Source organism: Methylobacterium organophilum, assembly GCF_022179465.1.
Classification (GTDB): Bacteria; Pseudomonadota; Alphaproteobacteria; order Rhizobiales; family Beijerinckiaceae; genus Methylobacterium; species Methylobacterium organophilum.
On sequence record NZ_BPQV01000007.1, the window covers coordinates 33817 to 57073 of the forward strand.

Below are 23257 nucleotides of genomic sequence, written 5' to 3' on the forward strand. Positions count from 1 at the left end.
GTGCCCCGGAGCCGCGCGAACCATCCAGGAGTCTCCCATGCTGGGTCACGGACTGCCCCGTCCCGCCTCCGCGACCGGCGAGGATGACACCGGCACGGCTCTGCCGAGGGTCACGGCGGAGGTCCCGGCACGCCCCCTGAAGATCGGGCTCCTGAACAACATGCCGGATGCCGCTTTCGTGCAGACCGAGCGGCAGTTCCGCCGCCTGATCGGTCCAGAGGCGAGCCTTGCGCTCTTCGCCTTCCTCGGCCCGCCCCGGGGCGACACGATCGCGGCGCATCGCGACGCGCATTACGCCGCGCACGAGGCACTTCCGGCCGCCGGCCTCGATGCCCTCGTCATCACCGGAAGCGAGCCGAGGCTCGCCCGGCTGGAGGAGGAGCCCTTCTACGAACCCCTGAGCGCGGTGGTGGACTGGGCCGCCGGCCACACGGTCTCGACCCTGTTCTCCTGCCTCGCCGCCCACGCGGCGGTGCTGCACCTGCACGGCATCCGCCGCAAGCCGCTCCCGACCAAGTATTCGGGCGTCTATGCCTGCCAGACGACGGCCGGGCATCCCCTGCTCGCCGGCCTGCCGGAGACGGTGGCGGTGCCCCATTCCCGCTGGAACGACCTCGACGAGGCGGATCTGATCGCCCAGGGCTACACCGTGCTGCGCCGCTCGGACACGATCGGCGTCGACCTGTTCGTGCGGGACGCCGGCAGCCTCTTCGTCTTTCTCCAGGGCCACCCTGAATATGACGGGGACGGGCTTGCCCGCGAGTATCGCCGGGATGTCGGTCGCTTCCTGGACGGTACGCGGGAGAGCTGCCCGGAGCAGCCGGAGAACTACTTCACGCCGGAGGCCGCCACCCGCCTCGAAGCCTTCGCGAAGCGGGCGCGGGCCCGGCGCGACCCGACCCTGTTCTCGGCCTTTCCCGGCCTCGCCGAGGCACCACCGCTCCCCGCCACCTGGCAGGCGCCCGCGGCCCAGTTCTTCCGCAACTGGCTTGCCTGCGTGGCGGCGCGCCGGGCCAATGCGGCGACGGCCTGAGCCTCCCTCGACCGACATGGCCGCCTCGCCTGCCTCTCCCCCCTCCCAGCGCCCGTCCTCGACCGCGGGCTGGATCGGCGCGCTCGAACGCACCGCGCGCATCGACGCGCAGCCGGAGCGCATCTTCCCGCGGGTGATCGACGAGCTGGCGGAGCGGCACGGCGCAGCACCGGCCCTGATCGGCACCGACGAGATTCTGAGCCACCGCGCCTTGTCCGAACGCCAGAACCGCTACGCCCGCTGGGCCCTGGCCCAGGGCCTCGCCCAGGGGGACACCGTCGCCCTGCTGATGCGCAACCGGCCGGACTATCTCGCGCTCTGGCTCGGGCTGACGCGGGTCGGCCTGCGGGTGGCGTTGCTCAACGCCCATCTGCGCGAGCGCAGCCTCGCCCATTGCCTCGCGGTGGCGGCCCCGTGCATCCTGATCGCCGAGACCGGGCTCGCCGAGGCCCTGGAGAGCGCGCGGCCGCATCTCGACGCCCCACCGCCGGTCTGGTGGCAGGGCGAGGGCGAAACACCCGCCCTCGCAGAGGCGGCCGCGGGCTTCTCCGGGGAGCCTTTGCTTGCGGAGGAGGCCCCATCCGTCACGGTCCGCGACGAGGCGCTCCTGATCTACACCTCGGGCACGACCGGCCTGCCCAAGGCCGCGCGGGTGAGCCACCATCGCGTGATGATGTGGACGCATTGGTTCGCGGGGCTGATCGATCCGCAGCCCGACGACCGGATGTACGATTGCCTGCCGCTCTATCACAGCGTCGGCGGGGTGGTGGCGCCGGGCAGCGTGCTGCTCGGGGGCGGCGCGGTCATCCTCCGCGAAAAATTCTCGGCGAGCCGGTTCTGGCCGGACGTGGTCGAGAGCGGCGCGACCCTGTTCCAGTATATCGGCGAGCTCTGCCGCTACCTCGCCGCGGCGCCCCCCGACCCTCTGGAGCGCGCGCATCGGCTGCGCCTCTGCACCGGCAACGGCTTGCGGCCCGAGGTGTGGGAGCGCTTCCAGGCACGCTTCGCAGTGCCTCGCATCCTCGAATTCTACGCGGCGACCGAGGGTACGGTCTCGCTCTACAATGTCGAAGGCAAGGTCGGCGCGGTGGGGCGGGTGCCGCCCTTCATGGCGCGGCGCTCGCCGGCGCTGATCGTGCGCCACGATATGGAGACGGGCCTGCCGCTGCGCGATGCCGCCGGGCGCTGCGTGCCGGCCGATCCGGGCGAGACGGGCGAGCTGCTCGGCCGCCTTTCGGCCAAGGCCGAGCACAGCTTCGAGGGCTATACCAGCGCCACCGAGACCGACCGCAAGGTTTTGCGCGACGTCCTGCAGCCGGGAGACGCCTGGATGCGCACCGGCGATCTGATGCGGCGGGACGCGCAGGGCTTCTTCTATTTCGTCGACCGGATCGGCGACACCTTCCGCTGGAAGGGCGAGAACGTCGCCACCACCGAAGTGGCCGAGGCGCTCGGCCGCTGCCCGGGGGTGACCGAGGCCATCGTCTACGGCGTCGCCGTGCCCGGCGCCGAGGGCAAGGCCGGCATGGCAGCCCTCACCACCGACCCGGATTTCGATCTCGCGGACCTGTACGCGGCCCTGGCCGCCCGGCTCCCGGCCTATGCCCGCCCGCTCTTCCTGCGCCTCGCGCCGGGTTTCGCCCACACGGAGACCTTCAAGCAGCGCAAGGGCGCGCTCGCCGAGGACGGGTTTGATCCGGAGAAGATCGCGGATCCGCTCTACATCGACCGCGATGGCGCCTATCGGCCGCTCGACGGGCCGACCTTCGCGGCGATCGCCCGAGGCGCGATGCGGCTCTGAGGGAGCCCCGACGGCCTCCCGATCGAGGAGCCGAGTTGGCCCAGGCCCCTCACCTTCGAGGGATGAGGGGCCGGCCCTCTCAACGGATCAGGTTGCTCTTGGCCAGATCGAGGATCGCGTCGCCGCGGCCGTTCATCACGGCGCGCAGCACGTAGAGGCTGAACCCCTTGAGCTGGGCCGCCTCGACCTTGGGGGGCATCGACAACTCCTGGCGGTTGGTGACCACGTCCAGCAGGGCCGGTCCGTCATGGGCCAGCACCTCGCGGACGGCGCCCTCAAGCTCGCCCGGATCCTCGACCCGGATCGCATGGATACCGATGGCGCGGGCCATAGCGGCGAAGTCCGGGTTCTGCAGCGCGACACCGGTCTCGAGATAGCCCGCGGCCTTCATCTCCATCTCGACGAAGCCGAGGGTGCCGTTGTTGTAGATCACCACCTTCACCGGCAGCTTCTGCTGCGTGAGCGTGAGGATGTCGCCCATCAGCATGGCGAAGCCGCCATCGCCCGAGAGCGAGACCACCTGCCTCTTGCGATCCGCTGCCTGGATGCCGATGGCCTGGGCCATGGCATTGGCCATAGAGCCGTGGGCGAAGGAGCCGATCAGCCGCCGGCCCGGCGTCATCGTCAGGTAGCGGGCGGCCCAGATCGTCGGCGTCCCGACATCAGTCGTGAAGGCCGTGTCGGGACCTGCGAGGTCGCTCAGGACCTTGGTCAGGTACTGCGGATGGATCGGCTTGCGGCCGGCTTTGCCGGTGGCGAGGTCGTCCAGCCCCTCGCGGGCCTTGGCATAATGGGCGAGGCAGGCCTTGAGGTGGCGGTCGTCCTGCTTCGGGGTGAGCCGGCGCAGGAGCGCCGCGACGGTGGTGCCGACATCGCCGACGAGGCCGAGGTCGAGCCGGCAGCGCCGGCCGAGATTCTCGGGCCGGATATCGACCTGCGCGATGGTGGCGTGGTCGGGGAAGAACTGCCGATAGGGGAAATCCGTGCCCAGCATCAGCAGGGTCTCGCAGGCCTCCATCGCCGCGTAGCCCGAAGAGAACCCGATCAGCCCGGTCATGCCGACATCGTAGGGATTGTCGTGCTCGACATGCTCCTTGCCCCCGAGGGCATGGACGATCGGGCTCTTCAGCGTCTCGGCGAGCCGCATCAGCAGCGGATGCGCGCCGGCGCAGCCCCGGCCGCAGAACAGGGTGATCTTCGAGGACCCGTTCAGGAGCGCGGCGAGCCGGTCGAGCTCGTCCTCCGCCGGGACGGTGACGGGCGCCTTGGGCAGCAGGCTCCGCGGCGCCGCGACGGCCCGCTTCGGGGCGGGGCGCAGGGCCACGTCGCCGGGGATGACGATCACCGCCACGCCACGCTGGCCCACCGCCGTGCGGATCGCGGTCTCCAGCACATAGGGCAGCTGTGCCGGGTCGGAGACCAGGGCGCAGGAGTGGCTGCACTCGCGGAAGAGCTCTTCCGGATGGGTCTCCTGGAAATAGTTCGAGCCGATCTCCGCCGAGGGAATCTGGGCGGCGATGGCCAGGACCGGGGTGCGCGAGCGGTGCGCGTCGTAGAGCCCGTTGATGAGGTGCAGGTTGCCCGGGCCGCAGGAGCCGGCGCAGACGGCGAGTTCCCCGGTGACCTGCGCCTCGCCGGAAGCGGCGAAGGCGGCGACCTCCTCGTGGCGGACATGGACCCACTCGATCACGCCGCGAGCCCGCACGGCCTCGGTGATGCCGTTCAGGCTGTCGCCGACGATGCCGTAGATCCGGCGCACGCCGACCTGCTGCAGGGTCTCGACGAAGAGATCGGCGACGTTCTCGATGCTCATGGGTCCGGCTCCGTGCCCCGCGCGACCGCGCGCTTGGCCGGACAACGCACGGAACCTCCGCCGGACCCGGACAGCCGGCATGCTTTCGACACATGAGGGGCGGCCCATACTCCTCAAAGGTTGCATGGGCCGCGGGCCGCCGCTCAGCCGCGGGCGATGGCCTCCGCGTCGCGGCCGACGACCGGGCCGAGACCGGGCAGCCTCTCCGCCTCAAGGCGTTCGAGGAGGCCGCGCTTGATCGCCCCGACCAGGCCCGGCCCCTGATAGACCAGGGCGCAGTAGAGCTGGATCAGGCTCGCGCCGGCCCGGATCTTGGTCCAGGCGGCCTCCGCCGAATCGACGCCGCCAACCCCGATCAGCGGGATCGCCTCGCCGACGCGCAGGAAGGTCTGGGCGAGGAGGCGCGTGGAAGGCCCGAAGAGCGGGCGGCCGGAGAGGCCGCCGGTCTCGCGGGCGAGCACCGTCTCCTGGAGGCTCTGCGGCCGGGCGATGGTGGTGTTCGAGACGACAAGCCCCTGCACGCCCCGGCGCTGGGCCGTGGCGACCATGGCGTCGAGGGCCTCGAGCCCGATATCGGGGGCGATCTTCAGGAGCACGGCGGTGTCGGGCGAGGTCCCGTCCCGCGCCTCGACCACCCGGGCGAGCAGATCGTCGAGGAAGGCCTCGCCCTGCAGGTCGCGCAGACCTGGGGTGTTGGGCGAGGACACGTTGACGGTGACGAAGGCGACATGGGGCGCCAGCGCCTTCGTGCAGGCGACGTAGTCGGCGAGCCGGTCGACCGAGTCCTTGTTCGCCCCGATATTGACGCCGACGAGGCCCGGCCGGCCGCGCCGCCGCTCCAGGCGCGGCGCCACCACGGCGAGTCCCTCGCTGTTGAGGCCGAAGCGGTTGATGACCGCGCCGTCGCGGACGAGCCGGAAGACCCGCGGGCGGGGATTGCCGGGCTGCGCCTTCGGCACCACGCCGCCGACCTCGACGAAGCCGAAGCCGAGGCGCAGCAGCGCGTCGGGCACCTGCGCGCCCTTGTCGAAACCCGCGGCCAGGCCGACGGGATTGGGAAAGCGGCGCCCGAAGGCCTCGACCTTCAGGCGGGAATCGTCCGGTGCCGGGCCGAGGGGGGGCATCAGCGCCAGGGCGCGCAGGGTGAGGCCATGGGCGGCCTCGGCATCGAGCCCGTGGAGGACGGGACGCGCCAGGGAGAACAGGGGGCCCATCACGCCGAACCGCCTTCCGGGCCGAACGCCGCCGGGAAGACATGCCGACCCTCCGCCCCGAGGGGCAGCGGGTCCACCGCGCGCACGGCGGCGAGGGGAAGCGGGCCGTAGAGATGGGGGAAGAGGTCGCCGCCGCGGGACGGCTCGTAGCGCAGGGCGTCGCCGAGCGCCGCCGCCTCCACCGTGACGAGGAGCAGGTCCGCCTGCCCCGCGAAATGCCGCGCCGCCGTCTCGGCCGCCTGGGACGCGGTCGAGAAATGGATGAAGCCGTCGGCCTGGTCGACGGGGGCGCCCGTGAAGACGCCCGCTGCCTCGGCGGCCTGCCAGAGGCCGCGCGGACAGATCTTGTAGATGAGCGCCATCGCCCTCCCCATTGGAGCGCGCGTCCTCGGCGGGTGCCGGGAGCGCGGAATCTCAGGGCTTGAGAGCCCCGCCCGACCAGCGTGGCGGGCGTGCTCCAGAGGCCGCGGGAGCGATAATGCGCGCGGCGCATGGCGGCAACCGGGGCCATTGCATCGGACAGCCGCCGCCGGCTCTAGCCTCGGCGCGCCTCAGGTGCGAAAACCTCACCATCCCGAAAGATGCGTTGCGTCTCCTTTCTTTTGGCTCTACTTTCCTAGTCCTAGGTTAGCAGTCCCACATCGCGCCCCAAACCTTCCCGAGTCCGACATGCTGTCGCACGAGCAGATCTGGGCCGCGATCGATCGGCTGGCCGAGCGCTACGGCTATTCCGCCTCCGGGCTCGCCCGGCGGGCGGGCCTCGACGCGACCAGCTTCAACCGCTCGAAGCGAATCGGCCCGGACGGGCGCAAGCGCTGGCCCTCGACCGAATCGGTCTCGAAGGTGCTGGCCGCCACCGGTGCCAGCCTCGACGACTTCTTCCGCCTGATCGCGGCCCGCGAGGGTCCGATCCGCTCGATGGTGCCGCTCATCGGCATGACCCAGGCGGGGGCCGGCCGGCTCTTCACCGAGGAGGGCATGCCCACCGGCGGCCCGGGCTGGGAGGAGATCGAGTTTCCCGATCTCGGCGGCGACCGCGCCTTCGCCCTCGAAGTACAGGGCGATTCGATGGCGCCGCTCTACCGGGACGGGGATGTGCTGATCGTCTCGCCCACGGCGAGCATCCGCAAGGGCGACCGCATTGTCGTCCGCCTCGTCACCGGCGAGGTGCTGGCCAAGGAGCTGCGCCGGCGCACGGCCCGCACCATCGAGCTCGTCTCCCTCAACCCGGCCCACGAGGACCGCACCGTGCCGCTGAGCGAGGTCACCTGGATCGCCCGGGTGATGTGGGTGCGGCAGTGAGCCGTCCGATCGCGTTCGGCTGAGCGCCCGTCGCGCTTCCGCCATCGCCGCGAAGGCGTAGCCGTGGCCCGGAGAGAGCCTATCTCTTGCCGGTGAGGCCTCAACCGGCGGCGGGCATCCGAGCATGACATCGCATCGCGACGGCGGCGCGTCCGTCTCCCCGGCAGAGGCGGCTCTTCTCGCGGCGCTGCCCGTGCCGGCCTTCCTGATCGCGGGGCCGCCGGGCGCATCCGTCCTCACGGCCGCCAATGTGGCCCTGTCCGCCCTGACCGGCCTCGCGCCGGAGGCGCTCCTCGGTCGCAGCCTGGACACGCTGCTGGCCCGGCAGGAGGAGGCCGGCGCCCTGCACGGCCTGCAGGCGGCCCTCGCGGAGGGCACGGCCTTCGCGGGCGAATTGCTGTTCGAGGCCGAGGGCGGAGCGGGCTACTGGGGGGAACTGCATCTCGCGCCCCTACCCGCCGGCGGCCATGTCGGCCAGATCGTCGACGTGACCCGGCGCAAGGATGCCGAAGGTGCGCTCGCCCTGTCGCGCCAGCGGGAGGCGCTGGGGCTCCTCACCAACAGCGTCGCCCACGAGTTCAACAACTTCCTGCAGATCCTGATCGGCTACATCGACGGCCTGAACCGGCGCCTGGGCGACCGGCAGGAGCCCTTCGTGCGCCGGGCGCTCACCCGATCGACGGAAGCCTCGGAGCGGGCCGCGGCGCTGACGCGGCAGCTCCTCGCCCATTCCCGGCGGATCGCGCCGGACGTGCGCCCGATCGACCTCAACGCCGTGGTCGCGGCCTTCGTCGAGCGGCACAGCCCCCGCATGCCCGAGCGGCTGAGCCTGACCGCGGAGACGGTACCGAACCTGCCGATGGCGCTGGCCAACCCGATCCAGGTCGGCCTCGCCCTCGACCTGCTGCTCGCCAATGCCTGCGAGGCGATCTCGGGGGCGGGCCGGATCAGCATCGGCACCTTCCTGGTGCCCCCCGGCGACCGCAGCCTGCAGCGCCCCGAGAACGGCGCCGTCGGCATCGCCGTCACGGATACCGGCCACGGCCTGTCACCGGAGATGCTGACCCGGGCGCTGGCCCCCTTCGCCACCAGCCGGGAGGCCGGCCGCGGCACCGGACTCGCCATCGTGCACGGGCTGATGAAGCGGCAGAGCGGGACCATCACCCTCGACAGCCGCCCCAACGAGGGCGCCACCATCCGCCTCGTGTTTCCTGCGGCCGGCTGAGCACAGCTGTGGAGAAGTGCTTTTTGGAAGGACTAAAAAGCACGCTCGGCCGTCACCATATTTTGAGAGGGCGCTTCTGCCCTCTCGGACCCTTCTTCGAGGATCGACATGGATTCCCTGAAACCCCGTCGCCGGCGCGCCGCGACCATGCTCGCGCTCGCCGCGTCGCTGGCCTTCGCCGCAACTGCCGTCGACGCCCGGCCGGGCGGCGGAGGCGGGATGGGCTCGCGCGGCTCGCGGACCTATAGCCCGCCCGCCGCGACGACGACCTCGCCCGGCGCGACCGGCCCAATGCAGCGCTCGCAGACCCAGCCGAGCCCGGGCTTCAACAATCCCGGCATGCAGGCCCCCTCGCAGGGACGCCGCTTCGGCGGCGGTTTCTTCGCGGGCCTGCTCGGCGCGGGTCTCCTCGGCGCCCTGCTCGGCGGCGGCCTCTTCGGCGGACTCGGCGGCATCGCCTCCTTCCTCGGCCTGCTGCTCCAGATCGGCCTTCTGGTCGGCCTGGTGATGCTGGCGCTGCGCTTCTTCCGCCGCCGCCAGGGCGAGCCTGCCATGGCGAATGCGGGCTATGCGCGCTCGAACCTGGGCGGCCCGAATCCGAACGGCCCGGGCCAGCCCAATGCCGGCTACGGCTCTGGCGGGGGCGCCGCGGCGGCGCCGTCCCGCCCGATCCAGATCGGCCCCTCCGACTACGAGGCCTTCGAGCAGAGCCTGAACGCGATCCAGGCCGCCTATGGCCAGGAGGACGTGGCGGCCCTGCGCAACCTCGCGACCCCGGAGATGGTCGGCTATTTCGAGGAAGAACTGCGCGCCAATGCCGCCCGCGGCGTGGTCAACCGCATCTCCGACGTGAAGCTCCTCCAGGGCGACCTCTCGGAGGCCTGGAGCGAGGGCACGGCGGAATACGCCACCGTCGCCATGCGCTTCTCGCTCCGCGACATCACCCTGGACCGCCGCTCGGGCCAGGTGCTGGAGAACGGCCCGACCGAGGCCAAGGAGTTCTGGACCTTCGTGCGCGAGCGCGGCGGCCGCTGGCAGCTCTCGGCGATCCAGCAGGGTCGCTGACGCGGCCCTCAACCGCTCGGAATGCGACAGGGCGCGCGGTCTTCGGACCGCGCGCCCTTTTTCGTGACCTCTGGTCACGGCGGTTGCTACTGGCAACCTAGGGTCTCGCTCTGTCAAGCATGACGGCGACAAAATCCGCTGCCCCGTTTTGTTGGAGGCCGCCCCCCGGCCCGGCCTAGCGTCCGGGCGTCGCGGAGGGCGCTCGGGCCCTCCGCCTCGGATCCCGATGCGGAGCGTGCGTCAGATGAATCAGACGGTTGTCGACAGCGGTGGGGAGGCCCTCGTCGCGACTCTGAGGGCGGAACTCGACCGGCTCGTCGCCGGCACGGACGAGCGGGCGGCGGGCAAGGCCCTGCTCGACGGCTCGGCCGGCCGCGACCTCTACGTGTCCTATCTCGTCCAGACCCGGCACTACGTGGCCCTGACCTATCCCTGTCTCTCCGGCGCCGGCCGCCGGATGAAGGAACTCGGCCAGCACGACTTCCTCGCCGACCTGCTGTTCCAGAAGGCCGAAGAGGAGGAGGACCACGACGTCCTCATCGACAACGACCTGCGGGCGCTCGGCCTCAGCGCCGAGAAGACCCTGGAGGAGCAGGGCGCCGGCGGCTGGATCACCGCCTACAACGCCTGGATCAAGGCGGCGACGCAGGGACGGCACCCGGCGTCCTTCCTCGGCAGCGCCTATGTCCTCGAAGGGCTCGCCGTGCATCGGGCCGGCCCGAGCGCCCGGGCGCTCCGCGCCAAGCGCGGCATCGACGGCATCGAGAAGGCCACGACCTTCCTCGAGCTGCATGCGGAGGCCGATATCGGCCATGTCGACGACATGGAGCGGATCCTCGTCGGCCTGACCGACCCGGCGGAGCAGGAGGCGATCATCATGACCGCCGCGGCCACCCGCGAGGCCTATCTCGGCATGCTCGACGAGCTCGCCGACGCGCATCTGAAGCCGGCCCTCCATGCCTGAGGGCGGGGAGGACGGCTCCGTCGTCCTCGATCGGGGCACCGCCGGGCCGGACGCGTCCGGCGGCCTCCCGGCGGGGATGCGCGCCGCCGATCCCTACCGGGTGGTGCGGGCGCGGACGGTGACGGAGCTCGACGCGGCGACGCGGATCCGCTTCGAAGTCTATTCCCGCACCATGCGCTTCGAGGGCGGCTTCCTGCCGTCCTTGCGCGAAGTGAACGGCTTCGACCTGCTCGACACGACGGACCTGTTCGTCGCCTACCGGCACGGGCAGCCCATCGCCACCCTCCGGCTGCTGCGGCCGAACGGGGCGCTGGCCCGCCACCACGACACGCCCCTCGGCCTGCCGCTGACCCTGAAGGGGCAGCTGACCGGGCTGCCGCCGGGCGCGGTGGTGGCGGAGCTCGGCCGGGCGGCGGTGCTGCCCGCCTATCGCGGCTCCCCGGCGATCGGCCGGCTCTACCAGGCGGCCTACGAGAGCTCGCTCCGGGCCGGCGTGAGCCACTGGATCGGGCTGGCGCTGACGGGCACGGACAGCGCCGCCGATGCGGGGATCATGATGGCGCTGCTGAAGCGCAGGGGCCGGCTGGCGGCCGCGCCGACGCTGAGCCTGCCCAAGGAGGACGAGGGCGAGGGCCTCAAGCCCGCCTACGGCACCGCCGAGCGTCTGGCCGCGCGGGCGGGCGATCTCGACGGGCTCGTCCTGCCGCGGGCGGTGGAGTTCCACCTCGGCACCGGCGGCGCGGTGATCGGCGCGCCGCTCTACGATCCGGTCTTCCGGGAATACATGATCCCGCTCTTCATGGCGCTGGAGGATTTTCCCCACTCGCCCCTCGGGCGGCGCTATTGCGGTGTCTACGGATAGCGTCCGCTACTCCGTGAGCGGGCGCGCCTCCTCCGGCAGCATGATCGGGATGCCGTCGCGGATCGGGTAGGCGAGCTTCGCCGAGCGGCTGATCAGCTCCTGGCGGCTTGCATCGTAGTCGAGCGGCTCCTTGGTCAGGGGGCAGACCAGCAATTCCAGGAGCTTGGGATCGACCCGGGTCGCCTCGACCGGCTGCGTCGTCTGTTCGGCCATGTGTGGAGAATCCGCTGAAAGGGAGCCGCGCCGGCTATAGCGCGCAGCCGGCGCGGGCGAAACTCGTCATCGCGCATCCGCACGGTCCCGCCCGCATCGTCCGAGCCCCGAGCGGGTGCGCCGTCACTGCAGCGTCGGCTCGGAGCCGTCGCCGCGCACCAGCTCCATCTCGGTGACCGCGACCAGCACCTCGGCCCGGGTCTTCAGGTCGGGCGCCTCCAGCATCGCCTGCTTCTCGCGCACGCCGAAGGGGCTCATCATGCAGAGCGCGTTGACGAGGGCCTCGTTCGGCGCCTCCTCGATGCCCGACCAGTCGACCTTGAGGTCGTTGACCTCGACGAAGTCGCGCAGGGCCTTGAGCACGCCCTCGCGGTCGACCTGCTCCTCGCCCGCACGCGCCTCGAAATCCGAGGCGAAGTCGTCGTAGCTCACCTGGCAGCGCCGGAACGGCGTCGGGCCGGCGATCTCGCTCTCGACCCGGAAGCGGGCGACGCCGGTCAGCGAGATCAGGTAGCGGCCATCCCCCGTCTCCGCGAATTGCGAGATCCGGCCGGCGCAGCCGATCCGGTAGAGCCGCGGCGCCATCGGGGAGCCGCCGCCCTCCGCATCCGGCTGGATCATGCCGATGATCCGGTCGGTGCGCAGGGCCTCGTCGACCATGGCGAGATAGCGCGGCTCGAAGATGTTGAGCGGCATCTGCCCCCGCGGCAGCAGCAGGGCGCCGGGCAACGGAAAGACCGGGATGACCCCCGGGCAATCGGCCGGTGCCTTGTAGCCGGCATGCAAGCTCATCGCGCCGTCCCCCCTGACCGATGGCGGCGCACGGCCGCGGTTGTGGTGACGGAGCGGACCCCGCTCACGAGAACAGGATCGTCGAGAGCTGCCGCCGCCCCCGGATCGCCGCCGGGTCCATCAGGCCCCAGGCCTCGAAGAACTGGAGCAGCTGCTTGCGCGCGGCATCCTCGTTCCAGTTACGGTCCCGGCGGGCGATGGCGACGAGCTGGTCCACCGCCTCGTCGCGCTTGCCCAGCGCGTTGAGGCCCAGGGCCAGGTCGAACCGCGCTTGGTGATCGTCCGGATCGGCCTCGATCCGATGCTGGAAGGCAGACAGATCGCCCAGGCTCTCCGCCTGCTCCGCGAGCTCGAGGGCCGCCTTCACGCCGGCGAGGAGGGGGTCGTTCTCCTTGCCCGCCGGTACCATGGCGAGCACCTGCTTGGCATGGTCGAGCTGGCCGGCATCGACCTGGATCTTGGCGAGCGCCGCGAGGGCGGCGATGTTCTCCGGCTCTTCCTGGATGACGGCGGCGTAGAGCTGGGAGGCCGTGGCGAGGTCTCCGGCGGCCGCAGCCGCGGCGGCCTCCTCCATCACCTGCTCGACCTCGGAGGGGCCGGCGAGGCGGCCCACGAAGCTCTTCACCTCGGATTCGGGGATCGCGCCCATGAAGGCATCGACCGGACGGCCGCGGTCGATCGCGATCACGGCGGGGATCGATTGCAGGCCGAGCTGCTGGCCGATCTGCTGCCAGACCGCGGGATGCTCGTCGATGTTCAGCTTGACGAGCTTCACCTTGCCGCCGGCCGCCGTCACCACCTTCTCGAGGATGGGGGTGAGCTGCTTGCAGGGGCCGCACCAGGGCGCCCAGAAATCGACGAGCACCGGCTGGTTCATCGATTCCGCGATCACGTCCTGGCGGAAGCCGGCGGTGCTGGTCTCCTTGATCAGGCCGGCAGCCGGCGTCGGGCCGGTCGCGGAGGCGTCGGTGAGCATGGAACCCTCAAGTCTCGTCGTCGGTTGGGCTCGCGCTGTGCGCGACGCCGCATAGATGGTGCCATCCGCCCAGGAAGGCCAGGGTTTTCGCGCAGACCCCGGCCGCTTCTCCCCGGATCGGTTCAGCGATCGTTTCAGCGCTTGGGCGCATCCTCGGGCTTCTTGGCGTCCGAAGCCTTGGCCTCCGTCACGAACACGCCCTCGTAGGTCTTGCCGGCGGAATTGGCCGTGCAGGCGATCATGGTCTTGCCGGGCTCCGGCGTCGAGAACGTGCAGGAGCCGACCGCCGGGGCCGGGTTGCGCACGATGGCGTTGGCGTCCTTCTTGCCCGGGATGACGAGGCTGATCGGCTGGAGCGGATCGGTCTCCTCGGTCCGCTCCTGCTGGGCGCCGACCCCGCTGAAGCTCAGCGTCTGCCCGTCCCAGGCCGCGAAGTCGAAGCTCGTGCGCGTGCCGGAGACGGTGTTGACGAGCTTCTCCTTGCAATTCTGGGTGATGTCCTGCCCGCCGATCACCAGCTTCTCGCAGCGGCCTTCCATGGTCACGCTGGCGGTCTGCTGCGCGAGGGCCGGGCCGGCCACCAGCACGGGAGCGACGAGGAGGAGCATCTTCAAACCGGTCTTCATGGCGTCGGGTCGTTTCCTCGAAGGGACCGGCTCTCAGGCGGAGAAGCGCAGGGCGCGGTCGTTGGGGGCATCGAAATGCAGGGCCGGCCCCGCGGGCACGATGCCCGTCGGGTTGATGTTGGCGTGGCTGCCGTAATAGTGCCGCTTGATGTGGTCGAGATCGACCGTGCCGGCCACGCCCGGCAGGGCGTAGAGGTCACGCAGGTAGTTCGACAGGTTTGGGTAATCGGCAATCCGCTGCCGGTTGCACTTGAAGTGCCCGACATAGACCGCGTCGAACCGCACCAGGGTCGTGAACAGGCGGATATCCGCTTCCGTCAGGTCCGGGCCGCAGAGATAGCGGCTCCGGTCGAGGCGAGCCTCGAGGGCGTCGAGCTCGTCGAACAGGGCGGTGAAGGCCTCCTCGTAGGCCGCCTGCGTCGTGGCGAAGCCGGCCTTGTAGACCCCGTTATTGACGCGGTCGTAGACGCGCTCGTTCACCGCATCGATCTCGGCCCGCAGGGCTTCCGGATAGAGATCGGGGCCGGCGGTGCCGAAGGCGCCGTTCAGCATGCGGAGGATCTCGGCGGATTCGTTCGAGACGATGGTGGCGCGCTGCCTGTCCCAGAGGACCGGCACGGTGACGCGGCCGGTGTAGCGGGGTTCGGCCCTGAGATAGACCTCGTAGAGCCTGTCCGCGCCGTTGACGGCATCCGCGGTGGCGCCGGGGATGCCGCCCGTCTCAGCCGGCTGGAACACCCAGCCCTCCTCGCGCATGTAGGGCGAGACCACGGAGACCGAGATCGCCTCCTCCAGGCCCTTCAGGGCGCGCACGATCAGGGTGCGGTGCGCCCAGGGGCAGGCGAGGGAGACGTAGAGGTGGTAGCGCCCCGCCTCGGCCTTGAAGCCACCCTCGCCCGAAGGGCCAAGCGCTCCGTCCGCCGTCACCCAGTTGCGGAAGGCCGAGGCCTTCCGCTCGAAGCGGCCGCCCGTGCTCTTCGTGTCGTACCACTGGTCCTGCCAGACACCTTCGACGAGCAGCCCCACCGGACCCTCCTGTTCCCGCGTTTCACACATGGAGGCGGGGACGCGCTTGGGAAGAGCGCCGCCATCCCCGAGCCGCCCCGTCAGACCACCGGCGCCAGGGCCGCCTGCCGCCGGGCGGCCGGCATGTCCGGCTTCTCGAAGGCGGCGACGTCGAAATCGTCTTCCGGTACCCGCACGAGGAAGCGCTCGGCGATCTCGAACATCAGCACGTCCGGGCGCACCGTCTCGACATAGCCCCAGTCGATGCTCGACGACCAGACGAAGTGCATCTCGCGGAAGCTCTCGGAGAGGAAGCCGGTGAGCAGGATCGGCGCGTAGTGGGAATAGGAATCCCCGAACAGCACCAGAACCCGCGGATCGGCATGGGGGGAGTCGTTCCGGTAGATCACATGCGCGCCGACATGCAGGTCGCCGGCCCGGCCCGCCTCCTCGTAGGCGAGAACCAGGGGACTCGCGTAGTCGCGCCGCGCATCCCGCTCCACCGCCCAGTTGGTCACCGTTTCCCGCGGCAGGTTCGGCAGCTTGTCGCCGAGGTCCCACAGCCCCTCGGTCTCGAAGCGGGGGCGCTCGCCGATCCCGGGTGGCGGCACGGCACCGCAGGCCCGCATCATCAGCCGGTAGCCGATCAGGCAGCCATCGTAGGTCCAGTGGGAATCCGTGCGCCGGAACAGCTCGACCGGGCCGTCGCGCATGGCCCGCAGGGGCGCGACCAGATCGACGACGCCCGGGATCTTCTCGAGCTTGCGGGCGAGGCGCCGGGCCGGGGACAGGGCGGGATCGTAGGCGAGCCCATCGACCCGGTCGTCGTAGACGGAGAGCTTTTCCGGCACGATGGCATGGACGTAGCGGATGCCGAGCCGTTCCGCCCGCCGGGCGCGGGCCTCGACCAGCCGCTTCCAGCGTCGCAGGCACCACCACATCGCCAGCGAGCGCCGGTATTGCCGCAGGACGCCGTTGGTGCCGCCGATCAGGAAGAGCCAGCCGTCACGTCCGACATGGATAATCGCGCGGCGGGCCGCTCTCCGGGCAGGGTCAGACATCGCCGCCCTCTTAAACCAGCCCGGCCCGGCGTGAACAGACGGATGCTGGACGGACAGCCCGCCCGCGCCATGTCCGCCTCTCCCGCATCATGCCGAGCCCGATGCCCGCGCCCGATCCCCTGATCCTGACCCTGGCCTTCGACGAAGCGACCTTCGTGCACTTCGACGGCCTGCGCCGCCGGCACTTCCCGGAGGCGCTCAATTTCATCCCTGCGCATGCCACCCTGTTCCACCACCTGCCCGGCGAGGTGGAGGCCGGCATCGAGGAGACCCTCGCCGCGCTCGCGCGCACGCAGCCCCCTCCCGAGGTGGCGGTGACCGGCCTGCGCCTGCTCGGCCGCGGGGTCGCCTATGTCCTGGAAAGCCCCGCGCTGGAGACCTTCCGGGCGCGCCTCGCCGCCGCCTTCTCGGGGCGGCTCACCGCCCAGGACCGGCAGGGCTGGCGGCCCCACGTCACAATCCAGAACAAGGTCGCCCCCGAGGCCGCCAAGGCCCTGCATGCGGCACTCGCGGAGGATTTCGTGCCCTTCCGCTTCAGGGCACCGGGCCTGCGGCTCTGGCGCTATCGCGGCGGGCCCTGGGAGCGTATTGCGGCGATCGGTTTCGGAGGCGTCCCGTGAAGTTTCCCGATCTGGCCCGGCGCGGACAGCCCCTGGTGCGTCCGGTCTCGGCCGTGTGGCTGCGCCTGCACCTCAACGAGGTCGGCCCTCTCCTCTCCCTGCTGACCCTGAGCGTGCTCGGCTACGGCTTCTTCGCCCTGGCCCGCGAGGTGGGCGAGGGCTCGACCGAGGCGCTCGACCGCAAGATCCTGCTCGCCCTGCGCAATCCGGCCGACCTCGCCGACCCGATCGGGCCGCCCTGGCTCGAGGAGACCATGCGCGACATCACCGGCTGGGGGAGCGTCGTCACCATCGTCTTCCTGACCCTGAGCGTCGCCGCCTATCTGGCGCTGGCCCAGAAGCAGCGCGCCTCGGTCTTCGTCCTCGCCGCGGTGGTGGGGGGCGAGGCCGTCTCGACGCTCCTGAAGCTGTTCTACCACCGGCCGCGGCCGGACCTCGTGCCCCACGGTATGGAGACCTTCACGGCGAGCTTCCCGAGCGGGCACGCGATGATGTCGGCCATCGCCTACCTGACGCTCGCCACCCTGCTCGCCCGGATCGAGCCGCGGCGGCGGGTGAAGGTGCTGGCCCTGACGCTCGGCGTCACGATGACCGTGCTGGTGGGGATCAGCCGGCTCTATCTCGGGGTGCATTGGCCGAGCGACGTGCTCGCCGGCTGGTGCGTCGGCGCCGCCTGGGCGGCCCTGTGCTGGTTCGTCGCCCTGCAGCTGCAGCGCCGCGGCGAGGTGGAGGCGCCGGATCCGCCGCCGGCGTGATCAGCGCCCCGCCAAGTCCGCCCGCTTGCCGATCTCCGCGAGCACGATGCCCTCGGTAAGGATCTGCGGCAGCACCCGGGCCTCGGATCTCCCACGATAGACGAGGTAGAGCGGCACGCCGCTGCGGCCGTGGCGCTCCAGGAGAGCGGTGATCTCGGGATTCCGGTTGGTCCAGTCGCCGCGCAGATAGGCGACGTCGCCGGCCTTGAAGGCGGCGCGGACCCGCTCGCCGGCCAGCGCCGTGCGCTCGTTGACCTGGCAGGTGATGCACCAAGCCGCGGTCATGTCGACGAAGACGGTGCGGCCCTCCGCCCGCAGGGCGTCGAGACGGGCCTGGGTGAAGGGCTCGACCCCCTCCGCCGAGACGGTGGAGGCGGCGCGCGCCCGGTCGCCGTCGAGGACGGCGACGAGGCCGAGGGTGGCGGCCAGAGCCGCCAAGGCCGCCGCCCGGGCGAGGCCGGCGCCGGTGCGGCCCGAATGCCGCGCCCGCTCCCAGACCCAGGCGGAAAAGCCCACGAGCACCAGCCCGCACAAACCGGCCAGGAGCCCATTCGGGCCGACCTGCTGCGCCAGCACCCAGACGAGCCAGGCGACGGTGGCGTAAACCGGGAAGGCGAGCACGCCCTTGAGCGTATCCATCCAGGCGCCGGGCCGCGGCAGCCCCCGCAGGGCGCCGGGGAACAGGGTGAGCAACAGGAACGGCAGGGCGAGCCCGAGACCGAGGCTCGCGAAGACGGCGAGGCTCACCGCCGGGCTCTGGGTCAGCGCGAAACCGACCGCAGTGCCCATGAAGGGGGCGGTGCAGGGGGTCGCCACCAGGGTGGCGAGCACCCCGGTGAAAAACGAGCCCTGATAGCCCGCCCGCCGGGTCAGCCCGTCGCCGAGCCCGGCAATGCCGGCGCCGACATGGACGACGCCGGAGAGGCTCAGGCCCATGGCGAAGAGCCCGTAGGCGAGCAGAGCCACTACGACGGGGGACTGGAGCTGGAAGCCCCAGCCGATCCCGGCGCCGCCGGCCTTCAGCGCCAGCAGCAGGCCGGCCAGGCCCAGGAAGCTGACGAGCACGCCCGCGGTGTAGATGAGGCCGTGCCGGCGCACGCGGGCGGCCGAGGCGCCGGACTGCTTCACCAGGCTCAACACCTTGATCGACAGGACCGGGAAGACGCAGGGCATCAGGTTGAGGATGAGCCCGCCGAGGAAGGCAAAGGCGACGGCGCTCCAAAACGTCAGCGCCTCGCCGTCGTCGCGCGGGAGCTCTGCGGAAGGGGCCCCGGGAGAGGCAGCCGCTGCCGGGGCGGGCGCGGGCTCCGGCTCCTTGCCGAGCGCATAAGCCTGGCGTTCGCCGTTCTCGGTGAAGACAAGCACGCCCGGCAGATCCTGCGGCGGATTGGCGGCGTCGGTCGGCTTCAGGGTCAGGTGAAGACCGGTTCCGTCGACGGAGAAATCCTGGGGCGCGGCATTGTCGAGGACGGTCTCGGCATAGGGAAAGAAGGCCGCCCCGGTCACGGCGCCCGCGGCGAGCCCGGTCCGGTCGAGATCGAGCACTAGCCTCTCGCCCGTACGGGTCAGGCGGTAGGGCCAGGGCGAGGGCTCCGGCAAGGCGGCCCGGGCCTGGGCGAACAGGCCGGCCTGGGCGGGATCCTTCTCGGCCTCGGCGGCCACGGGCAGGTCGAGGCTCAGGTCGGCCTCGCCGGGAATGCAGATCTCCTCGCAGACGAGGTAGGTCAGATGGCCGCCGAGACGCGCGCTGCCGCCTAAGGCGAGGGTTGCGGGCGCCGTCACGGGCACGAGCAGCACCACCTCGCCCTCGTAGCCGTAATTCATCAGCGTCTGGACCGGGATCCGCTCGGGCACCGGCCAGGCGGTCGGGCCCACGGAAAAACCCGCCGGATTGGCCCAGGCCATGTCCGGCGGCAGGCCGGAATCGCCCGGGTTGCGCCAGTAGACGTGCCAGCCCGGCTTCATCACCAGGCGCAGGCCGAGGGTGAGGCGGCGGCCCGGCACCAGCGCCGTCTCTTCCGAAACGAGGCTCGCCCGCACGAGGTCCTTCGGTTTCACGCTCTGCCCCGCCGCCCGCGCCGGCCCGAGGCCGAGGGCGGAGAGGAGCAGGCAGAGAACGAGGAGGAGGCGGATCATCGCGGAGGGTTGGCGGTGCAAGATGGCAGGCGAGAGGCGCCGTCCGTCGTTCTTAACAGGGGTGATCGGCCCGTGACAGCGGGAGCCCCTGGATCCCGAGCGCGTTCATGGGCTAGACGAAGTGGCGTCGTGCCCTTCGTAAGGATCGGGCCGGCGGTCCGGGATGCGGCATCGTCGCGCCTGATCCGCGGCCCCGGCTTTCAAGGAGAGCAAGGTGTGAGCGCACGGATCCTGATCGTCGAGGACGAGATGCTGGTCGCCGCCGACATGGAGGCGACGATCGAGGATCTCGGGCATGTCTGCACGGGCATCGCCCCCGATCTCCAGGCCGCCACGGCGCTCGCCGCCGCCGATCCCGACATCGCCCTCGTCGACCTGAACCTGCGCGACGGCGCCACCGGCGCCGAGATCGGCGCCATGCTGAGCCGGCGCGGCATCGCCGTGATCTTCGTCACCGCTAATCCGCGCATGTTGGGCAACGGCGTGCCGGGCACCCTCGGCGTCATCACCAAGCCCTGCGACGAGGCCGCAGTCGACCAGGTGATCGCCTACGCGATCGGCTGCCGGAAGGGCGAGCGCCTGGTTCCGCCGGAGGGGTTCCGGACGTTCAGCCCGTCGGCCTGAGCAGTCCGTCCGGCTCTAAAGGCAGGCCCTCACGCCACCCGGCGGGTCGTCTTCTTGCTGATGCCCGAACCGGCATGCACGTCGCGGCGGCGCTTGCCCGCGACCTTGCGCTTGAAGGAGGCGCCCCACACCAGCAGGCGGGTTGCCATCCTGTCGAGAAACCACATCACGGCGCTGATGATGATGGCGAGCGCGCAGGCTGTCCCGATCAACAGGCCGAGCACACCGGGTGCCGGGATGATGAGGAGGCAGAGCAGCCCGATGGAGGCCACGGCCGGAACCCACTTCCCCATCGAGGTGCCTTTCCAACAATGTCAGCACCAAAATTAGACCGGCACCCGTGAGCGAATCCTTAAGTTCCGAGTTCTGATCGTTCGCAATGAAATTGAAAAAATACAATTTCTCATCTAGCCCGCACCATGTGCAGAATATTTCTTCGACGCGCCGGGCGCTAAAAACAGACGGAGAATGATCCGAAAGTTTCCACCTCGCCTGAACGGGCCTCGTCTGCCCGCCTGGAGACGACCGGGAATGTCCCTGGTCAGACCTGGTGATCCCGCGCGCCGAATGAGGCGGCTCAGAGGGCGTTCTCGGGGAGCGGCAGATCGATGGTGCAGAGCAGAGCGGTCTCGCCGAGTTCGTAGGTCGTGCGCGCCTGAAGCGCGTAGGGCAGCGCACGCTCGATCAGCTCGCGGCCGTATCCGCCCTGCTTGGTCACCGGGCTCCGTTCCTCGCGCCGGCGGTCGAGCCCCGTCTCCTGCCATTCGAGCGCGAGCCGCCGGCCCGTCCGGTCCGCATAGGTCCGCCACGTCACCTGAAGGGTCCCGCCCTCGCAGACGAGCGCGCCGTATTTGCGGGCATTCGTGGCCAGCTCGTGCAGCGCGAGCGCCAGGGTTTGCACCGTGCTCTTGCGCAGCCGGACTTCCGGCCCGCTGGCCTTGACGCGGTGCGACTGGTCCGAGACGCCCAGGGCGTCCAGCTCCGAGCGGATCAGGGCGCCCATGGTGATGGGCTCGTCCTCCGAGCGCGATAGCAGGCCCTGAACCCGGGAGAGCGCGTTCAGGCGATTGTTGAAGGCCCCTTCGAACGCCGACAGGGTCTCGCTCGCGCGCATGGTCTGCCCGGCGATCGAGCGGACCACGCCGAGGAGATTGCGGGTCCGGTGCTGCAACTCGGCGACGAGCACCTGCTGGCGTTCCTGCATCTGGCGCAGATCGTCCACATCCGTCGACGTGCCGAGCCATTCGACGATCCGCCCGGTCTCGTCGCGCACGGGGGTGGCGCGGCTCTGGAACCAGCGGTAGCGCTGCTCGGCCGCGTGCCGGATGCGCCCGTTCATCTCCAGCCGGCCGGAACCTTCGGCCGATTGCCAGAGGGCCATGGCGGCGTCGCGATCGTCGGCATGGAGGGCGGCGAGCCAGCCCCAACCGCAGCTTTCCGCTTCGGAGAGACCGGTATAGGCGCTCCATTGCGGGCTCGACCACGTCCACTCGCCGCCGTCGACCGCCCTCCAGACCAGTTGCGGCACGCCCTCGACCAGGGTGCGGAAGCGCGCCTCGCTCTCGCGGAGCTTGGCCTCCGCCACCTCGTCGCGCAGGCGGAGCACCTCGGCCTGGGCATCCTTCCAGGCCGTGATGTCCTTGGTGGTCGTGGCCACGCCGTCGCCGAGCCTCACGGCGGACTGGAAGTACCAGCCGTCGAACTGCTCGTGGACGTAGTGCCGCTCCGCGATCGACGGCTCGCCCGTCACCGTGACGCGCTTGAAGGCGTCGAAGATCCCCTCCTGCACCACGCCGGGATTGCGTTCGAGCAGGCGCTGCCCGAGCACCTGGCCATACAGGCGCTCGGAGGTGTGGTTGTTCAGGAGCCAGCGGAAATCGACGATCGCGCCCCCCCCGTCGCGCACGGCCTCGAACACCTGGATCATGTCCATGGAGCAGTCCATGGTGGCCTGGAGCAGATCGCGGCTGGCCCTGAGTTCCGCCGTCCGGTCCTGCACCTGGCGCTCCAGCTCGTCGCGATGCGCCTCCGCGGCGAGCCGCACCTTCTCCTGGGCCTCCCGCCGCTCGGTCACGTCGCTGCCGACGCCGAACCACTCGCGGATCTCGCCGGCGTCGTCGAGGAGGGGCACGGCGCGCGACAGCACCCAGCCGATGCCGCCACTTGCCTTGCGGACGCGGAGCTCCAGCTCGAAGAGGGATTTCGCGCGGATCGCATCCTCGATGGCGGCGAAGATCGTCGGCCGGTCTTCGGGGAGCAGGTAGATCTCCGCCCAATTGTCGATCGGCTCCGAGATATTCGTGAGGAGGTCGCCTCCGGAGAGCTGGCGCAGCTCCCGCCAATCGGGACTCATGCGGTACAGCATCTGGGCGCTGGCCATGGCGACGGCCCGGAAGCGCGCCTCGCTCTCCCGCAGGGCCATCTCCGCCCGGACACGCTCCGCGGCCTCCTGATGACGGGAGATGAGGATGGCGGCGCTGGTCGTGAGCTCGTCCGCGAGGATGAAATCGCTCTGTGCGGGCTCGCGCGGCTCGTCGAAATACATGGCGAAGGAGCCGACGAGCTTCCCCGATGCCGCCTCCACGGGAAAGGACCAGCAGGCGCGATAGCCATGTTCCCGGGCGAGCCAGATCCAGGGCCGCCAGCGGGGGTCCTCGAGCACGTCCGGCGTGATCACCGGCGCTCCCTTCGCCGCAGCCAATCCGCAGGCCACGGATTCCGGAGAAATCCTGAAACCGTCGACCTGCCGCGCATAGGTCTCGGACATGCCCACGACATGGTGCAGGCCGCCCTTGCCGTCGCTGATGTAGAAGGCGCACCGGCGGCCGTCGCCCATCTGCCTCACGACGGCGTCGGCCAGGAGGCCGAGGGACGCCTTCAGCGGAGCGTCGTTCATGGCCGCCTGGAACGCTTCCTTCTGGACGGCGAGCCAGGCCTCGTTGCCGAGGGAAGCCGATCCGTTCTTCCTTGAGGCTGCGGCTGTTCTGGGGCGGGCGCGCAAAGCAGCTTCGGCCGCGCTCAGGCGGCGCTGAAGCTCTTCGATGGTCGCGCGTTCGTTCATGGGTCACTAACCCACAGACGGGAATGATATCGAAGCAGAAATGTCAACTCGCGGACATTGTCGCGAAGTGCAGCTGATCGAGCGACCGTGCAGGAAACGATCGCGGAAA

At 70.8% G+C, this 23257-nt stretch carries 22 protein-coding genes; 10 read left to right on the forward strand and 12 right to left on the reverse strand.

Going from position 1 to position 23257, the window contains the following annotated elements:
• The first annotated feature begins 37 nt into the window (after window positions 1–37).
• Together metA and MFF21_RS12950 are read left to right on the forward strand one after the other, a co-directional pair.
• Window positions 38–1033: a homoserine O-succinyltransferase MetA gene (metA, locus tag MFF21_RS12945; protein ID WP_238311532.1), complete on the forward strand. Its 996-nt coding sequence runs from the start codon at window positions 38–40 to the stop codon at window positions 1031–1033.
• Between the two features lie 16 nt (window positions 1034–1049).
• Complete coding sequence (locus MFF21_RS12950) at window positions 1050–2834, forward strand: long-chain-acyl-CoA synthetase (protein WP_238311533.1); 1785 nt, start codon at window positions 1050–1052, stop codon at window positions 2832–2834.
• Window positions 2835–2913: 79 nt separating this feature from the next.
• On the opposite strand, the gene poxB is transcribed toward MFF21_RS12950, so the two are convergent.
• The 3 genes from poxB to MFF21_RS12965 form a co-directional block, all read right to left on the reverse strand.
• On the reverse strand, window positions 2914–4647 hold the full coding sequence (gene poxB / locus MFF21_RS12955; protein ID WP_238311534.1) for a ubiquinone-dependent pyruvate dehydrogenase: 1734 nt from the start codon (window positions 4645–4647) through the stop codon (window positions 2914–2916).
• 143 nt (window positions 4648–4790) lie between these two features.
• Entirely contained in the window at window positions 4791–5861 is a 1071-nt protein-coding gene (locus tag MFF21_RS12960) for a quinone-dependent dihydroorotate dehydrogenase (RefSeq protein WP_373325004.1), read from the reverse strand.
• Window positions 5861–6223: a DUF952 domain-containing protein gene (locus tag MFF21_RS12965; RefSeq protein ID WP_238311536.1), complete on the reverse strand. Its 363-nt coding sequence runs from the start codon at window positions 6221–6223 to the stop codon at window positions 5861–5863. Before MFF21_RS12965 ends, MFF21_RS12960 begins: the two co-directional genes overlap by 1 nt.
• Before the next feature lie 307 nt (window positions 6224–6530).
• Between MFF21_RS12965 and MFF21_RS12970 the strand changes: the two genes are divergently transcribed.
• The 5 genes from MFF21_RS12970 to MFF21_RS12990 all read left to right on the forward strand — a co-directional run bounded on the left by MFF21_RS12970 (window position 6531) and on the right by MFF21_RS12990 (window position 11279).
• Entirely contained in the window at window positions 6531–7163 is a 633-nt protein-coding gene (locus MFF21_RS12970) for a S24 family peptidase (protein ID WP_238311537.1), read from the forward strand.
• Window positions 7164–7287: 124 nt separating this feature from the next.
• A complete protein-coding gene (locus MFF21_RS12975; RefSeq protein WP_238311538.1) occupies window positions 7288–8388 on the forward strand; it encodes an ATP-binding protein in 1101 nt (366 codons plus the stop codon).
• 108 nt (window positions 8389–8496) lie between these two features.
• Window positions 8497–9453: a TIM44-like domain-containing protein gene (locus tag MFF21_RS12980; RefSeq protein ID WP_238311539.1), complete on the forward strand. Its 957-nt coding sequence runs from the start codon at window positions 8497–8499 to the stop codon at window positions 9451–9453.
• A gap of 244 nt (window positions 9454–9697) precedes the next feature.
• Window positions 9698–10417, forward strand: coding sequence for an iron-containing redox enzyme family protein (locus MFF21_RS12985; protein ID WP_238311540.1), 720 nt, complete (start codon window positions 9698–9700; stop codon window positions 10415–10417).
• Window positions 10410–11279, forward strand: a complete 870-nt coding sequence (locus MFF21_RS12990) for a GNAT family N-acyltransferase (protein WP_238311541.1) — start codon at window positions 10410–10412, stop codon at window positions 11277–11279. The genes MFF21_RS12985 and MFF21_RS12990 overlap by 8 nt, the downstream gene beginning before the upstream one ends.
• Before the next feature lie 6 nt (window positions 11280–11285).
• Here the strand turns inward: MFF21_RS12990 and MFF21_RS12995 are convergent, their stop codons facing one another.
• The 6 genes from MFF21_RS12995 to MFF21_RS13020 form a co-directional block, all read right to left on the reverse strand.
• Complete coding sequence (locus MFF21_RS12995; protein ID WP_238311542.1) at window positions 11286–11492, reverse strand: Trm112 family protein; 207 nt, start codon at window positions 11490–11492, stop codon at window positions 11286–11288.
• Between the two features lie 123 nt (window positions 11493–11615).
• Complete coding sequence (locus MFF21_RS13000; protein ID WP_238311543.1) at window positions 11616–12284, reverse strand: LON peptidase substrate-binding domain-containing protein; 669 nt, start codon at window positions 12282–12284, stop codon at window positions 11616–11618.
• Between the two features lie 64 nt (window positions 12285–12348).
• Window positions 12349–13260: a thioredoxin family protein gene (locus tag MFF21_RS13005; RefSeq protein WP_238311544.1), complete on the reverse strand. Its 912-nt coding sequence runs from the start codon at window positions 13258–13260 to the stop codon at window positions 12349–12351.
• A gap of 134 nt (window positions 13261–13394) precedes the next feature.
• Window positions 13395–13886: a hypothetical protein gene (locus tag MFF21_RS13010; protein ID WP_238311545.1), complete on the reverse strand. Its 492-nt coding sequence runs from the start codon at window positions 13884–13886 to the stop codon at window positions 13395–13397.
• Window positions 13887–13919: 33 nt separating this feature from the next.
• The gene (locus tag MFF21_RS13015; protein WP_238311546.1) at window positions 13920–14912 is read right to left on the reverse strand and encodes a glutathione S-transferase family protein; all 993 of its coding nucleotides are present in this window, start codon (window positions 14910–14912) and stop codon (window positions 13920–13922) included.
• A gap of 80 nt (window positions 14913–14992) precedes the next feature.
• A complete protein-coding gene (locus tag MFF21_RS13020; protein WP_238311547.1) occupies window positions 14993–15952 on the reverse strand; it encodes an alginate O-acetyltransferase AlgX-related protein in 960 nt (319 codons plus the stop codon).
• 101 nt (window positions 15953–16053) lie between these two features.
• Between MFF21_RS13020 and MFF21_RS13025 the strand changes: the two genes are divergently transcribed.
• Both MFF21_RS13025 and MFF21_RS13030 read left to right on the forward strand, forming a co-directional pair.
• A complete protein-coding gene (locus MFF21_RS13025; protein WP_238311548.1) occupies window positions 16054–16572 on the forward strand; it encodes a 2'-5' RNA ligase family protein in 519 nt (172 codons plus the stop codon).
• Window positions 16569–17327 carry a phosphatase PAP2 family protein gene (locus tag MFF21_RS13030; protein ID WP_238311549.1) on the forward strand — a complete coding sequence of 253 codons (759 nt, stop codon included), beginning with the start codon at window positions 16569–16571 and terminating at the stop codon, window positions 17325–17327. The genes MFF21_RS13025 and MFF21_RS13030 overlap by 4 nt, the downstream gene beginning before the upstream one ends.
• Here the strand turns inward: MFF21_RS13030 and MFF21_RS13035 are convergent, their stop codons facing one another.
• A complete protein-coding gene (locus MFF21_RS13035; RefSeq protein ID WP_238311550.1) occupies window positions 17328–19463 on the reverse strand; it encodes a protein-disulfide reductase DsbD family protein in 2136 nt (711 codons plus the stop codon). It lies immediately after the preceding gene.
• A 129-nt stretch (window positions 19464–19592) separates the two neighbouring features.
• Between MFF21_RS13035 and MFF21_RS13040 the strand changes: the two genes are divergently transcribed.
• A complete protein-coding gene (locus MFF21_RS13040; RefSeq protein ID WP_283206531.1) occupies window positions 19593–20087 on the forward strand; it encodes a response regulator in 495 nt (164 codons plus the stop codon).
• A gap of 29 nt (window positions 20088–20116) precedes the next feature.
• On the opposite strand, the gene MFF21_RS13045 is transcribed toward MFF21_RS13040, so the two are convergent.
• Together MFF21_RS13045 and MFF21_RS13050 are read right to left on the reverse strand one after the other, a co-directional pair.
• Window positions 20117–20380, reverse strand: coding sequence for a hypothetical protein (locus tag MFF21_RS13045; RefSeq protein WP_238311552.1), 264 nt, complete (start codon window positions 20378–20380; stop codon window positions 20117–20119).
• A gap of 284 nt (window positions 20381–20664) precedes the next feature.
• Window positions 20665–23148 carry a PAS domain-containing protein gene (locus MFF21_RS13050; RefSeq protein WP_238311553.1) on the reverse strand — a complete coding sequence of 828 codons (2484 nt, stop codon included), beginning with the start codon at window positions 23146–23148 and terminating at the stop codon, window positions 20665–20667.
• Window positions 23149–23257 lie beyond the last annotated feature (109 nt).

What these genes read in the sequence shown, in the direction of transcription:
- MFF21_RS12975 (WP_238311538.1), top strand. Translation starts at nt 7,288, where the DNA reads ATGACATCGCATCGCGACGGCGGCGCGTCCGTCTCCCCGGCAGAGGCG.
- MFF21_RS13005 (WP_238311544.1), bottom strand. Translation starts at nt 13,260, where the DNA reads ATGCTCACCGACGCCTCCGCGACCGGCCCGACGCCGGCTGCCGGCCTG.
- MFF21_RS12970 (WP_238311537.1), top strand. Translation starts at nt 6,531, where the DNA reads ATGCTGTCGCACGAGCAGATCTGGGCCGCGATCGATCGGCTGGCCGAG.
- MFF21_RS13050 (WP_238311553.1), bottom strand. Translation starts at nt 23,148, where the DNA reads ATGAACGAACGCGCGACCATCGAAGAGCTTCAGCGCCGCCTGAGCGCG.
- metA (WP_238311532.1), top strand. Translation starts at nt 38, where the DNA reads ATGCTGGGTCACGGACTGCCCCGTCCCGCCTCCGCGACCGGCGAGGAT.
- MFF21_RS12950 (WP_238311533.1), top strand. Translation starts at nt 1,050, where the DNA reads ATGGCCGCCTCGCCTGCCTCTCCCCCCTCCCAGCGCCCGTCCTCGACC.
- MFF21_RS12985 (WP_238311540.1), top strand. Translation starts at nt 9,698, where the DNA reads ATGAATCAGACGGTTGTCGACAGCGGTGGGGAGGCCCTCGTCGCGACT.
- MFF21_RS12995 (WP_238311542.1), bottom strand. Translation starts at nt 11,492, where the DNA reads ATGGCCGAACAGACGACGCAGCCGGTCGAGGCGACCCGGGTCGATCCC.
- MFF21_RS13035 (WP_238311550.1), bottom strand. Translation starts at nt 19,463, where the DNA reads ATGATCCGCCTCCTCCTCGTTCTCTGCCTGCTCCTCTCCGCCCTCGGC.
- MFF21_RS12965 (WP_238311536.1), bottom strand. Translation starts at nt 6,223, where the DNA reads ATGGCGCTCATCTACAAGATCTGTCCGCGCGGCCTCTGGCAGGCCGCC.
- MFF21_RS12960 (WP_373325004.1), bottom strand. Translation starts at nt 5,861, where the DNA reads ATGGGCCCCCTGTTCTCCCTGGCGCGTCCCGTCCTCCACGGGCTCGAT.
- poxB (WP_238311534.1), bottom strand. Translation starts at nt 4,647, where the DNA reads ATGAGCATCGAGAACGTCGCCGATCTCTTCGTCGAGACCCTGCAGCAG.
- MFF21_RS13045 (WP_238311552.1), bottom strand. Translation starts at nt 20,380, where the DNA reads ATGGGGAAGTGGGTTCCGGCCGTGGCCTCCATCGGGCTGCTCTGCCTC.
- MFF21_RS13025 (WP_238311548.1), top strand. Translation starts at nt 16,054, where the DNA reads ATGCCCGCGCCCGATCCCCTGATCCTGACCCTGGCCTTCGACGAAGCG.
- MFF21_RS13010 (WP_238311545.1), bottom strand. Translation starts at nt 13,886, where the DNA reads ATGAAGACCGGTTTGAAGATGCTCCTCCTCGTCGCTCCCGTGCTGGTG.
- MFF21_RS12980 (WP_238311539.1), top strand. Translation starts at nt 8,497, where the DNA reads ATGGATTCCCTGAAACCCCGTCGCCGGCGCGCCGCGACCATGCTCGCG.
- MFF21_RS12990 (WP_238311541.1), top strand. Translation starts at nt 10,410, where the DNA reads ATGCCTGAGGGCGGGGAGGACGGCTCCGTCGTCCTCGATCGGGGCACC.
- MFF21_RS13000 (WP_238311543.1), bottom strand. Translation starts at nt 12,284, where the DNA reads ATGAGCTTGCATGCCGGCTACAAGGCACCGGCCGATTGCCCGGGGGTC.
- MFF21_RS13020 (WP_238311547.1), bottom strand. Translation starts at nt 15,952, where the DNA reads ATGTCTGACCCTGCCCGGAGAGCGGCCCGCCGCGCGATTATCCATGTC.